This is a genomic window from Janthinobacterium sp. CG3, from assembly GCF_000344615.1.
Taxonomy (GTDB): Bacteria; Pseudomonadota; Gammaproteobacteria; order Burkholderiales; family Burkholderiaceae_D; genus Janthinobacterium.
This window is the reverse complement of the sequence record NZ_KB467824.1, coordinates 4,697,309-4,710,090: the sequence shown is the minus strand read 5'-3', so window position 1 is coordinate 4,710,090 and position 12,782 is coordinate 4,697,309. Positions and strand designations below refer to the sequence as shown.

Sequence of the window (12,782 nt, the reverse complement as noted above, 5' to 3'; positions counted from 1 at the left end):
CACGATGGGTATCCAGTGTCACGTTAAAAGTGAAACAATTGTATCAACTTTACATGACCGCGGCGTGACCGCCGCGAGCGCGCCATCCGCCCCGCGCCCACACGCCCGGGTAGCGCCGCTATTTGCCGATGCAGAAGCGGCTGAAGATGACGCCCAGCAAATCGTCCGACGAGAACGCGCCGGTGATGCTCGACAGCTGCACCTGCGCCAGCCGCAGCTCCTCGGCGAACAGGTCGAGCGACTGGTCGCTCTGGGCCGCGTGCGCCGCCGCCAAGTCGAGGTGCTTGCCGGCCGACTTCAGCGCGATCAAGTGGCGTTCGCGCGCCAGGTACAGCGACTCGCCGGTCTGCTGCCAGCCGGCGATGCGCAGCAGTTCGGCGCGCAGCAGGTCGATGCCGATATGCTCGTGCGCCGACAGGTAGACGTGGGTGGCGTCGTCCATCGGGTCGACCGCCGGCTTGTGGCCCGACAGGTCGATCTTGTTCCAGATCCGCAGCACCGGCACGCCGTCCGGGAAGGCCGCGACGATGCCCTCGTCGGCGCGGGTCGGGCCGTGGTCGGCGTCGAGCAGGTGCAGGATCACGTCGGCCTTGCCGACCTCGCCCCAGGTGCGTTCGATACCGATGCGCTCGACCAGGTCGACGTCGTCGTTGATGGCGCGGATGCCGGCGGTGTCGATAATATTGAGCGGAATGCCCTCGATCTGGATGGTTTCGCTGACCTTGTCGCGGGTGGTGCCGGCGATCGGCGTGACGATGGCGACGTCGGCCCCGGCCAGCGCGTTCAGCAGCGAGGACTTGCCGACGTTGGGCTGGCCCACCAGCACCACGTTCAAGCCTTCGCGCAGCAAGGCGCCCTGGGCCGCCTGCTGGAACACCTTGCGCAGCGCCCCGATGACGCCGTCAAGCCGGCCGCGCGCGTCCGACTTCTCCAGGAAGTCGATTTCCTCCTCGGGGAAGTCGAGCGTGGCCTCGACCAGCATGCGCAGGCCGGTGACCTGCTCGACCAGCGCGTGGATGGTTTTCGAGAACGCGCCCGAGAGCGACTGCGAGGCCGACTTCGCCGCCGCCTCGGTGGAGGCGTCGATCAGGTCGGCCACGGCCTCGGCCTGGGCCAGGTCGAGCTTGTCGTTGAGGAAGGCGCGGCGGGTGAATTCGCCCGGCTCGGCCAGGCGCAGGCCGATCTCGCGGCCGGCTTCGAGCACGCGCGCCAGCAGCATTTGCAGCACCACCGGGCCGCCATGGCCCTGCAACTCCAGCACGTCCTCGCCGGTGTACGAGTGCGGGCCCTTGAAATGGATGGCGATGCCCTGGTCGATGAGGGCGCCGGCGGCGTCGGTGAACGGCAGATAGGTCGCGTGGCGCGGCTGCAAGGTGGCCGCGCCGAACAGCGCGGCCTGCAGCGCCGCCAGGTTTTTGCCGGAGGCGCGTACCACGCCGATGCCGCCGCGGCCGGGGGCGGTGGCGATGGCGGCGATGGGGGAAGAGTCGAGTTTCATGGTGTGATTGTAATTTATCGGGGCGCCGGGCGGGCGTAAAACAGCGGCGAACCGGGGACAGACCACGATTTCCGGGAAATACTTTCTCGGAAATCGTGGTCTGTCCCCGACATGAAAAAAGCCCGCGCTGGGCGGGCTTTTTTGCGAACCGGGCAAGCCGGTTTTATTTGAGCAGCGAGATCGGCGTCGACGGCGCGTACTTCTTGGTGATCACCCATTGCTGGCCGATCGACAGGACGTTGTTGACGACCCAGTACAGCACCAGGCCGGACGGGAAGAAGAAGAACATGACCGAGAACGCCAGCGGCATGAACAACATCATCTTGGCCTGCATCGGATCGGCCGGGGCCGGGTTCAGCTTGGTGGTGATATACATCGAGATCGCGTACAGCACCGGCAGGATGAACCAAGGGTCGGGGTCGGCCAGGTTGGTGATCCAGCCTATCCACGGCGCGCCGCGGATTTCAACCGACGCCTGCAAGACCCAGTACAGCGCCAGGAACACCGGCATTTGCACCAGGATCGGCAGGCAGCCGCCCAGCGGATTGATCTTCTCGGTCTTGTACAGCTCCATCGTGGCCTGGTTCATCTTGGCCGGGTCGCCCTTGTGGCGCTCGCGGATGGCCTGCATCTTCGGCGTGACGACCTTCATCTTGGCCATGCTGCGGTAGCCGGCGGCCGACAGCGGGAAGAACAGCAATTTGATCAGGACCGTGAAGGCGATGATGGTCCAGCCCCAGTTGCCCAGCACTTTGTGGATCTGTTCCATGACCCAGAAGATCGGCTTGGCGATTATCGTCAGCATGCCGTAGTCCTTCACCAGGTCCAGGCCTTCGGCGACCGGCTCGAGCAACTTGGCTTGCTGCGGGCCGGAGTACAGCTTGGCGCTGTTGGTGATGGTGGCGCCGGGCGCCAGCGTACCGAGCGGCATGACGACGCCGACTGCGTAGGTGTTGTTGCCGACCTTCTTGGTGAAGATGTCGCGCGCGACCTTATCCTGCGGCACCAGGGCCGAGACGAAGAAGTGCTGCGAAATCGCCACCCAGCCGTTGTCGGCGTGGGTCGGATGGTCCGGCACGACCTTGCGGTCCGGCTTGGCCAGCTGCTCGGCGTCTTCCTTCTCGATCTTCTCGAACGTCAGCTTCTTGTACTTGTCGGCGGCGGTGTACAGCGTCGGGCCGGTGTAGCTGCTGTTGAAGTAGGAGTCGCCGGCCGGCTTGTGGCCGTCGTGCACCAGCTGCATGTACAGCTCCGGCTTGACCGGCGCGGCGCCGACGTTGCTGACGTCGTGGCGCACGTCGATGACGTAGTCGCCGCGCTTGAACGTGAAGGTCTTGGTCAGCTTGACGCCGCCTTCGACCGCTTCCAGCACGAGCTGGACCTGGTTGCCGCCGTCCAGCGCGCGCGCGCCGGGCTGGGCCGCGAACACCGTCTGGTGGGTCGGAAAGCTGCCGGCGGTGGCGCCCACCAGGCCGGTTTGCGCCAAGTAGGTTTTGCCGGCGCCGGCGTTGACGTCGAACAGGACCTGGTTTTTCTTCTGGTCGATACCATCCTTGAACTGCAACAGTTCCAGGCGCACCAGCTGGCCGCCGAGGGTGTCGATGTCGGCCTTGACGACGTCGGTGGTGACGCTGATGCGCTCACCCTTGACGGCGGCCGCCGGCGCGAGCGCGCCCGGCAGCGCCGCGGCGCCGGTGGCCGCGCCTACCGCGGCGGGCAGGTCGGACGTGGCGCCGGGCGCCTTCGCGGCCTGCTGCGCCGCCGGGGCGAAGAACGACGGGTGCTTGTTCGAGACCATCCACTGATCCCAAAGGAAGAACAGCGACACGGAAAACACGATCCACAGGATGGTACGTTTATTGATATCCATTAGGGTATTTTGTCAGGAGTGGTTGCAACCGCAAGCGGTCGTTGAAGATGTGCCGCCGTCGGCCGGCGGGACGGGGTCGAAGCCGCCCTCGTGCCAGGGATGGCAACGGCCGAGGCGTTTGGCCGCCAGCCAGCTGCCCTTGGCGGCGCCGTGCAGGCCGATCGCCTCCAGCGCGTAACTGGAACAACTCGGGTAAAAACGGCAATTCTGCCCGAGCATCGGGCTGATCGCCAGTTTGTAGGCGCGCAGCAAGAGCAGCAGCACGCTTTTCATGGGGCTTTCCGGGCCTGTTGCGAGGCGAACAGACGAGTCAGTTCGACGCGCAGCTCCGCCTTCAGCTGGGCCGTCGTGGCCGGACCGGCCTTGCTGTTGACCGCCTTCGACAGGCGCACCACGCAGTCGAGCGGCGCCAGGTTCGAGACGCGGAACAACTCGCGCGTGACGCGCTTGATCGTGTTGCGGGTCGCCGCGCGCGGCGCGAAACGCTTCGCCACCACGACGCCCAGCCGCGCATGCGGCAAGTCGTTCTGGCGGGTGTACAGCACGAAGTGCGCGGTTTTTTGCGCCGGACGCAAACGAAAAACGGATGAAAATTCATCCGTTTTAACGATGCGCCGAACGCGTGCGAAGTCGTGGGAACCTTCGCCTGAATTGCCGACTGTGTTAGTGCAGCTAGTCACGCGATCAGCTGGCAAAGACTGGCCTATACGGCCAGACGTTTGCGGCCTTTTGCACGACGTGCATTGAGCACATCACGGCCGCCACGGGTGGCCATACGAGCGCGGAAGCCGTGCGTACGCTTGCGGCGGACGACGGAAGGTTGGTAAGTACGTTTCATGTTGGTCTCGCTAAAAACAAAAAAAATGCAAAATCGGGTCTGACGTCCCGTCAGTTTTTGGTGCCAATGACAATCGCGCACTTATGCCAAGGCACAAGCTGGCCAGTCTCATCGCCCGCTTAATCCACGCTTACTCCATATTGTCGTTCAAGTGAATAAACACGGAATACGGGCGGGGAACCCTGAATTATTCAGCATATGCCCCCCTGTTGTCAAGCATCACCGTCGACGCCGGTGAAATCGGCGCGCCGCGGCGGCCGTGGCGCGGCCCGCGCGCGACGCCGCTACGCCCGTGCCGGCGGCCCCGGCGCGGCGCGGCGGCGCGCAAAAATCAAGCGTGCCTGTGGATAACTTTCGCCGGCGAGAGTAGAATAGCGCGTTACGTGTGGCGAGCCCTCGCGCGATCCTTGCAGTTGTGGCAACACTGCACGCGGTTCGCACAGGGCAGTATCGATACGCCCTCCCACACCTTTTCACATAGACATTCATGGACAATTTCTGGCAGACCTGTTCCGCGCAATTGGAACTGGAGCTGACACCGCAACAATTCAGCGCGTGGATCAAACCGCTCATCGCCCTCGACTACGAGGACGGAAAGTTGCGCATTGCCGCGCCCAATCGTTTCAAGCTGGACTGGGTCAAGACCCAGTTCGCCAGCCGCATCAGCGCGCTCGCGGTGCAGTACTACGAAGGTCCGACCGAGGTCCAGTTCGTGCTCGACCCGCGCCTGGCCCTGCCGAAAAAGCCGGCGGCGCCGAGCGCCAGCCCCGCCAGCGACCCGAACGGCGGCGCCGCGCCGGCCAACCGCGCCGCCGACGCGGTGCCCAGCGTGCCCGAGCTGTTCAACATCGGCAACTCGCCGCGGCGCGAACAAAGCCGCATCAACACCGACCTGACCTTCGACAGCTTCGTCACCGGCAAGGCCAACCAGCTGGCGCGCGCCGCCGCGATCCAGGTCGCCAACAACCCGGGCGTGTCGTACAACCCGCTGTTTTTCTACGGCGGCGTCGGCCTGGGTAAGACCCATTTGATCCACGCCATCGGCAACCAGGTGATGGCCGACCAGCCGGGCGCGAAGATCCGCTACATCCACGCCGAGCAGTACGTGCGCGACGTCGTCACCGCCTACCAGCGCAAGGGCTTCGACGACTTCAAGCACTACTACCATTCGCTGGACATGCTGCTGATCGATGATATCCAGTTCTTCGGCGGCAAAAGCCGCACCCAGGAAGAGTTTTTCTACGCCTTCGAGGCGCTGATCGCGGCGAAAAAGCAGATCATCATCACCAGCGACACCTATCCGAAAGAGATCACCGGCATGGACGACCGCCTGATCTCGCGCTTCGACTCCGGCCTGACGGTGGCGATCGAGCCGCCGGAGCTGGAAATGCGCGTCGCCATTTTGCTCAAGAAAGCCAAGCAGGAAGGCGTCACCTTCTCCGACGACGTCGCCTTCTTCGTCGCCAAGCACCTGCGCTCGAACGTGCGCGAACTCGAGGGCGCGCTGCGCAAGATCCTGGCGTACTCGCGCTTCCACGGCAAGGACATCACGATCGACATCGTCAAGGAGGCGCTGAAGGACTTGCTGTCGGTGCAGAACCGCCAGATCTCGGTGGAGAACATCCAGAAGACCGTGGCCGACTTCTTCAACATCAAGGTCGCCGACATGTATTCGAAGCGGCGCCCGGCCAATATCGCCCGGCCGCGGCAGATCGCGATGTACCTGGCCAAGGAATTGACGCAGAAGAGCCTGCCGGAAATCGGCGAGCTGTTCGGCGGGCGCGACCACACCACGGTCTTGCACGCGGTGCGCAAGATCGCCCTGGACCGCACCAAGAACCCGGAGTGCAACCACGAACTGCACGTGCTGGAGCAGACGCTGAAGGGCTAAGTAGGTCGGCTTACGCCAGCGGCTTACCGCCGCGGAAGGAGCCAGCGGGACTGGCCGGAAAACGGGTTTGCCTTTATTATTTGGCAAAGTTGCGCGGCCCTGGCGGCGCACCTCCCGGACGCAGCGTTGTGAATGAAGTACCGTTAAAACCATCTATTCGAGGATTACTATGCAATTGGTCAAAACCACCCGAGATACCCTTCTCCGGCCACTGCAGATCGTGAGCGGTATTGTCGAGCGTCGGCACACTATGCCGATTCTGGCCAATATCCTCATCCGCAAGGACGGCGAGGGCGTCTCCTTCCTGTCGACCGACACCGAAGTGCAGATCACCACGCACGCCCAGATCGGCTCCGGCGCCGACGTCGCCGGCACCACCGTGGCCGCGCGCAAGCTGCTCGACATCCTGCGCGCGCTGCCGGAATCGGGCGACGTCACGATGACCCTGCTGAACAAGCGCCTGACGGTGCAAACCGGCAAGTCGCGCTTCGCGCTGCAGACGCTGGCGGCCGAGGAGTTCCCGACCGTGCAACAGGCCGAGACCTACAACGCCAGCGTCACGCTGCCGCAAAAGACGCTCAAGCACCTGTTCAACATGGTGCATTTCTCGATGGCGCAGCAAGACATCCGCTACTACCTGAACGGCCTGCTGCTGGTCCTGGACGGCAAGAACGTCATCGCCGTGGCCACCGACGGCCACCGCCTGGCCTTCTGCCAGGTCGAGACCGAGCAAACCTTCGAACGCCAGGAAGTGATCATTCCGCGCAAGACCATCATCGAGCTGCAGCGCCTGCTCGAAGAGAACGACGAGCCGGTCCAGCTCGACATCGCCGCGAACCAGGTCAAGCTGACGTTCGCCGACATCGAACTGATCTCCAAGCTGGTCGAGGGCAAGTTCCCCGACTACACCCGGGTCATCCCGAAGGGTTACAAGAACGACTTCACGATCGGCCGCGACGAGCTGCTGCGTTCGCTGCAACGCGCCGCCATCATGACCAGCGACAAGTTCAAGGGCGTGCGCTGCATCATCAGCCCGGGCAGCATGAAAATCAGCTCGACCAACGCCGACCAGGAGGAAGCCGTCGAGGAAATGGAAATCGACTACGGCGGGGACGCCGTCGACATCGGCTTCAACGTCACCTACCTGCTCGACGTGCTCAACAACCTGAAGTGCGAGCAGGTCAACATCGCGCTGGGCGACTCGAATTCGTCCGCGCTGATCTCCATCCCCGACAACGCCGACTTCAAGTACGTTGTCATGCCGATGCGGATTTAAGCCACAAGACGCCGGGGCCGGCCACCCGCCGGCCCCGGCGTGAGCAATTCCCGAATCAATCAGTTATTTGAGAAAGCAGTCCATGTCCGAGAGCCCACAAGAGAACCCGATCCCAACCGCAGCGCCAGCGCCAGCGGAAGAATACGGCGCCGCCTCCATCCAGATCCTGGAAGGTCTGGAAGCGGTGCGCAAGCGCCCCGGCATGTACATCGGCGACACCTCGGACGGCACCGGCCTGCACCACCTGGTGTTCGAGGTGCTGGACAACTCGATCGACGAATCGCTGGCCGGGCATTGCACCGACATCCACGTCACGATCCACTCGGACAACTCGATCTCGATCACCGACAACGGCCGCGGCGTGCCGACCGGCTTGAAGATGGACGACAAGCACGACCCGAAACGCAGCGCGGCGGAAATCGTCATGACCGAGCTGCACGCCGGCGGCAAGTTCGACCAGAACTCGTACAAGGTCTCGGGCGGCTTGCACGGCGTCGGCGTGTCGTGCGTCAACGGCCTGTCGAAACTGCTGAAACTGACCATCCGCCGCGACGGCAAAGTGCACTACATGGAATTCGTCCGCGGCGTGCCGCAGAACCGCGACATCGTCATGGTCGGCGACATCGCCACCTCGCCGATCAAGGTCATCGGCGAAACCGACAAGCGCGGCACCGACGTCCACTTCTGGGCCGACGAGCAGATTTTCACGCACGTCGAATTCCACTATGAAATCCTGGCCAAGCGCATCCGCGAACTGTCCTTCCTCAACAACGGCGTCAAGATCAAGCTGACCGACCAGCGTTCCGGCAAGGAAGAGATCTTCGCCTTCGAGGGCGGCACGCGCGGCTTCGTCGAGTACATCAACAAGGCCAAAACGGTCTTGCACCCGACCATTTTCCAGGCCACCGGCGAGCGCATGTCGGACCAGGGCACCAACATCTCGGTCGACGTCTCGATGCAGTGGAACGACGCCTACAACGAGCAGGTGCTGTGCTTCACCAACAACATCCCGCAGCGCGACGGCGGCACCCACCTGACCGGCCTGCGCGCGGCGATGACGCGGGTCATCAACAAGTACATCGACGAGCACGAATTCGCCAAGAAGGCGAAAGTCGAGATCAACGGCGACGACATGCGCGAAGGCCTGACCTGCGTGCTGTCGGTGAAGGTGCCGGAGCCGAAGTTCTCGTCGCAGACCAAGGACAAGCTGGTGTCGTCGGAAGTGCGCGGCCCGGTCGAGGAGATCGTCGCCAAGACGCTGTCGGACTACCTGCAGGAAAAACCCAACGACGCCAAGATCATCTGCGGCAAAATCGTCGAGGCGGCGCGCGCCCGCGAAGCGGCCCGCAAGGCGCGCGACCTGACCCGCCGCAAAGGCATCATGGACGGCCTGGGCCTGTCGGCCAAGCTGGCCGACTGCCAGGAAAAAGACCCGGCCCTGTGCGAACTGTACATCGTCGAGGGTGACTCGGCGGGCGGCTCGGCCAAGCAAGGGCGCGACCGCAAGTTCCAGGCCATCCTGCCGCTGCGCGGTAAGGTCTTGAACGTCGAGAAGGCGCGCTTCGAGAAGATGCTGTCGTCGGAGCAGATCACCACGTTGATCGCCACGCTCGGCACCTCGATCGGACCGGACGAATTCAACGTCGAAAAGCTGCGCTACCACCGCATCATCATCATGACCGACGCGGACGTCGACGGCGCCCACATCCGCACCCTGCTGCTGACGCTGTTCTACCGCCAGATGCCGCAACTGGTCGAGCGCGGCCATATTTACATCGCCCAGCCGCCGCTGTACAAGGTCAAGGCCGGCCGCGACGAGCGCTATCTGAAGGACGACGCCGAGGAGGCGACCTACATGATGACGGTGGCGCTGAACAGCGCCGTGCTGATCCCCCGCGACGGCGCCGAAGGCATCTCCGGCGAGGCGCTGGCCGAGCTGGTGCGCCAGTTCAACCTGGCCAACGCCATCATGATGCGCCTGACGCGCGTCATCGACCGCGCCGCGCTGACGGCCATCATGACCGGCGTCACGCTGCAGCTGGACACGATGGAAAACGCGCAAACCTCGGCCGCCGCGCTGCAAGCGACCATCAACGACAGCGCCGTGAAAGTATACGTGCGCTCGGACGAACTGTCGGAAAAGCACATGCTGCGCATCGAGCGTATGCATCACGGCAACATCAAAGTCACCGCGATCGACGCCGACTTCGCCCAGGGTTCGGACTACTCCGTGCTGGCCAACGCCGCCGCCACCTTCCAGGGCTTGATCGGCGAAGGCGCCTTCATCCGCCGCGGCGAAGGCGAGCGCATGAAGGAAACCGCCGTCGTCGACTTCCACCACGCCATGCAGTGGTTGCGCAACGAAGCCGAGCGCACCGTCTCGAAACAGCGCTACAAAGGGCTGGGCGAGATGAATCCGGAGCAGTTGTGGGAAACCACGATGGACCCGACCGTGCGCCGCCTGTTGAAGGTGCAGATCGAGGACGCCATCGCCGCCGACCAGATCTTCACGACCTTGATGGGCGACGACGTCGAACCGCGCCGCGCCTTCATTGAAAACAACGCCCTGCGCGCCGGCAATATCGACGTGTAAGGTGTCGGCGGCCGGGTCGAAACCGCCGGTCGCATCAAAGATCAGTTCTTAAAATAATGCCTTGCGTGGATTCCACGTAAGGCATTTTGCATCGCATTGGTAGCAGCCCTGCCTGATGTGTCGCAAAAGCCGCCGGCGTGCCGTACTACGCCCTCACGCCATTTCCCGGTTTCGCATCGCTGGCGGGGTGGCAAGCATACCCTTGCTCACGTGAAGCTCGCGTCAATCGTCAACGCGAAGTGTTTGCGTAAAATGCGCTATTGCTCCCACAACTTGAGGAACGTACCGTGTACTCACACACTTTTATCGGCGTCAATAACTTCGACCGTGCACTTTCGTTCTACACGGCATTAATGGAGGTCCTCGGTAACTCGCTGCGTTTCTGTGATCGAGAACGTCCGTGGGCCGGTTGGCAGTCGCATCCAGATCCCCGCCCTTTGTTCCTGATTGGCGCACCGCATGACCAGATGGCACATGATCCCGGTAACGGACAGATGATTGCATTCTTGGCGCCTACCCGCGCGGCAGTGGACCAGGCGTATCAGCTGGCGTTACAGCATGGCGGGTCGTCAGAGGGCGCGCCTGGCCTCAGACCTGACTACCACGAACACTTCTATGGCGCGTATTTCAAGGACCCGGAGGGTAATAAACTGTGCGCTGTCTGCCACGAGGCAGAGCTGAGTTTGGCTTGAAAATGCAAAAAAGCGCGTCGCGGATAGTAAAAAAGCCAACTGATCCAAGTTGGCTTTTTTCCGGATTCTAGCTTACAAACCCTCGAGCGTACTCACCCACTGGTCAAATCGCAAACATTTTTGCCGAATGGTCGTCAATCCAATCTCCAAAGCAAGCAACACGCCAAAATGTGGTTTTGCAGATTTGTAAGATGGCCAACGCGCAATAATACGTTTTGACGGCGCAGTGAAGGGCGAATTGTTCATGTATTCAGGGCCGGCGCATTGCGCCAATTCCGCCCGCCACGCATTGATTGTCGCCTGCGGCACATCGGCGTATTCAAATGCCGTCAAATCGCTGAACAGCAGCGCTTCGTACTCGTGCAGTTGCAGGTAGGGGATCAAATTTGGCTGAGCGACACCGGCGGCAAGGTTGACCTCCAGCGCCGCCACCTGGGGCAACGGCGGCTGGTTCGCGTCCCAGTTGGCGAAGCCTGGAAAGTCGGACGGCAGGCCATACACGTCAAAGAGCGTCGTGACCTTGGCCGCGGAGTCTTGCTTGCACCAAAGCCTGACCTGGCGCTCGATCTTGCCGTAGCTCACCAGGCCGCCCTTGTGCCCCTTGCTGGTCTCGATGATGCGTGGCGTCAGATAGACCTGAAAGTCCGTCAGATGCGGCGCCAACAATTCGCGGACGAAGGTTTCTTCGGTTTGCCCTTCAACCAAAATGTTGACGCGCGTGTGGTTGCCGGCCATTAGCGGGGCCTCCCTCCAAAGACGTTGCGCTTCCACAACTCCCCCAAGGAGTATTCGTCCAACCAGTCCTTGAGCTTGCCAGCTTCAAGCCGCTGGAATGTGGATTGCTCGTCGACGCGGTCGACGACGATCACCTGCTCGGCGTCGAATTGGTTGAGCAATTCCACCGACTGGGTCGACACAATCAACTGGTGCTTGTCGGCGGCCTGCCGCATCAACGACGCCAGCAATTCGATGGCATACGGGTGCAAGCCAAGCTCAGGTTCGTCGAATAGTATCGTGGCAGGCATCAATTCGTCCGGTTGCAATAAGACGGTAGCGAGGCAAATGAATCGCAGTGTCCCGTCCGACAATTGATGGCCGAGAAAAGGAAAGTCGCTACCCTTCTCGCGCCATTCCATCTGTATCGAGGTGAGGTCGAGCGGATTGGGACGCAACTGGAAATCGGCAAAGAACGGCGCCACCAGACGCACCGTGTCGGCGATGCGTGTGTAGTGTTCCGGGAACTGCTGCTGGAGGCGATATAGATAGGCCGCGAGATTCGCGCCATCCGGCCGCAACAAGGCGTTGTCGTTCAAGGCGCCGCTCTGCTTCATCGGCGCGCTGTCGCTGGTATCGTGAAAATGATAGACGATCCAACTCTTCACCGAAGCAACGACATAGGATGCCACCCTGGGATGGCGTTCATTCCCTGATTGGGTTTCGACGTGCCCGGACCCGAGCGGAAAATCGGCGTCGGTGTAAGCCCAGTAAAATTGTTCCTTGGCAAAAATAAAGCCGTTGCCAAGAGTGGGTTCAAGCGCAAGCTTGTAACCGTTATTGCCGAAGTACATCTCCGCCTCCATCCGCGGCGTGCGCTTGCGGCCGTGGTACAGAAAAGCGTCCGGGCCACCGCTCTTGGCGACGTAATAATTCAGCTCGCCCGCCATCAGACGGGCAAGCAAGCGGAAGAAGCTGATGAAATTGCTCTTGCCCGCGCCGTTCGCGCCGACCAATACGTTCAGGTTGTCGAGCCGGAGTTTTTCCAGCGCACGGATGGACTTGTAGCCGCGAATGGTGATCTTACGAATCGGATTCATGGCTCGTTTTTCCTTGGCGGGGAGTGCAATCATCATATCCCAGTTGTCTTTTGACCGCGCGCTGGCTTCGGCGCCGCGCTCGCTGCGCCGCCAAGCGCACGTAGCTATACAAGAACAGTTGCGCATCGGGCAGGAGCATGCTGACCGCGTCGAGCCGGCCGAACGCTATCAACGCGTCGTTGAGCCGGCTTTGCAGTTTGCCGTTGAAATCCAAGACCGGGAATGGTGGTAAGGCCATCGGCACAAAAGCTTGGCAGGCCACACCGCCGGCGCTGGTTGAAGTGTAGAGGCCCGTCGTTCCGCGTTCCAT

The 12,782-nt window shown here is 62.3% G+C and carries 12 protein-coding genes; 4 read left to right on the top strand and 8 right to left on the bottom strand.

Features of this window, described 5'->3' with window-relative positions:
* Positions 1-118 precede the first annotated feature (118 nt).
* The 5 genes from mnmE to rpmH form a co-directional block, all read right to left on the bottom strand.
* Positions 119-1,498: a tRNA uridine-5-carboxymethylaminomethyl(34) synthesis GTPase MnmE gene (mnmE, locus tag JANGC3_RS0120940; protein ID WP_017878451.1), complete on the bottom strand. Its 1,380-nt coding sequence runs from the start codon at positions 1,496-1,498 to the stop codon at positions 119-121.
* Positions 1,499-1,661: 163 nt separating this feature from the next.
* Complete coding sequence (yidC, locus tag JANGC3_RS0120935; protein WP_017878450.1) at positions 1,662-3,368, bottom strand: membrane protein insertase YidC; 1,707 nt, start codon at positions 3,366-3,368, stop codon at positions 1,662-1,664.
* 12 nt (positions 3,369-3,380) lie between these two features.
* Positions 3,381-3,641, bottom strand: coding sequence for a membrane protein insertion efficiency factor YidD (gene yidD / locus JANGC3_RS0120930; RefSeq protein ID WP_017878449.1), 261 nt, complete (start codon positions 3,639-3,641; stop codon positions 3,381-3,383).
* Positions 3,638-4,048 (bottom strand): ribonuclease P protein component, encoded by a 411-nt coding sequence (rnpA, locus tag JANGC3_RS0120925; protein ID WP_081611933.1) that lies wholly within the window; start codon positions 4,046-4,048, stop codon positions 3,638-3,640. Before rnpA ends, yidD begins: the two co-directional genes overlap by 4 nt.
* A 23-nt stretch (positions 4,049-4,071) precedes the next feature.
* The gene (gene rpmH, locus JANGC3_RS31825; RefSeq protein WP_010401996.1) at positions 4,072-4,206 is read right to left on the bottom strand and encodes a 50S ribosomal protein L34; all 135 of its coding nucleotides are present in this window, start codon (positions 4,204-4,206) and stop codon (positions 4,072-4,074) included.
* 487 nt (positions 4,207-4,693) lie between these two features.
* On the opposite strand from rpmH, the gene dnaA reads away from it, so the two are divergent.
* From dnaA to JANGC3_RS0120900, 4 genes are all read left to right on the top strand, one after another.
* Entirely contained in the window at positions 4,694-6,097 is a 1,404-nt protein-coding gene (dnaA, locus tag JANGC3_RS29760) for a chromosomal replication initiator protein DnaA (protein WP_017878447.1), read from the top strand.
* A 169-nt stretch (positions 6,098-6,266) separates the two neighbouring features.
* A complete protein-coding gene (gene dnaN / locus JANGC3_RS0120910; RefSeq protein ID WP_026133283.1) occupies positions 6,267-7,373 on the top strand; it encodes a DNA polymerase III subunit beta in 1,107 nt (368 codons plus the stop codon).
* Positions 7,374-7,455: 82 nt separating this feature from the next.
* On the top strand, positions 7,456-9,966 hold the full coding sequence (gyrB, locus tag JANGC3_RS0120905) for a DNA topoisomerase (ATP-hydrolyzing) subunit B (protein WP_017878445.1): 2,511 nt from the start codon (positions 7,456-7,458) through the stop codon (positions 9,964-9,966).
* 287 nt (positions 9,967-10,253) lie between these two features.
* Positions 10,254-10,658, top strand: a complete 405-nt coding sequence (locus JANGC3_RS0120900; protein WP_026133282.1) for a VOC family protein — start codon at positions 10,254-10,256, stop codon at positions 10,656-10,658.
* A 72-nt stretch (positions 10,659-10,730) separates the two neighbouring features.
* Here JANGC3_RS0120900 and JANGC3_RS0120895 read toward each other — a convergent pair whose 3' ends face one another.
* From JANGC3_RS0120895 to JANGC3_RS32920, 3 genes are read right to left on the bottom strand one after another with little or no spacing between them, the layout of a single operon-like run.
* Positions 10,731-11,393 (bottom strand): DUF4276 family protein, encoded by a 663-nt coding sequence (locus JANGC3_RS0120895; protein WP_017878443.1) that lies wholly within the window; start codon positions 11,391-11,393, stop codon positions 10,731-10,733.
* Positions 11,393-12,472 carry an AAA family ATPase gene (locus JANGC3_RS0120890; RefSeq protein WP_017878442.1) on the bottom strand — a complete coding sequence of 360 codons (1,080 nt, stop codon included), beginning with the start codon at positions 12,470-12,472 and terminating at the stop codon, positions 11,393-11,395. The genes JANGC3_RS0120895 and JANGC3_RS0120890 overlap by 1 nt, the downstream gene beginning before the upstream one ends.
* Positions 12,456-12,782 carry a hypothetical protein gene (locus JANGC3_RS32920; protein ID WP_157406791.1) on the bottom strand — a complete coding sequence of 109 codons (327 nt, stop codon included), beginning with the start codon at positions 12,780-12,782 and terminating at the stop codon, positions 12,456-12,458. Before JANGC3_RS32920 ends, JANGC3_RS0120890 begins: the two co-directional genes overlap by 17 nt.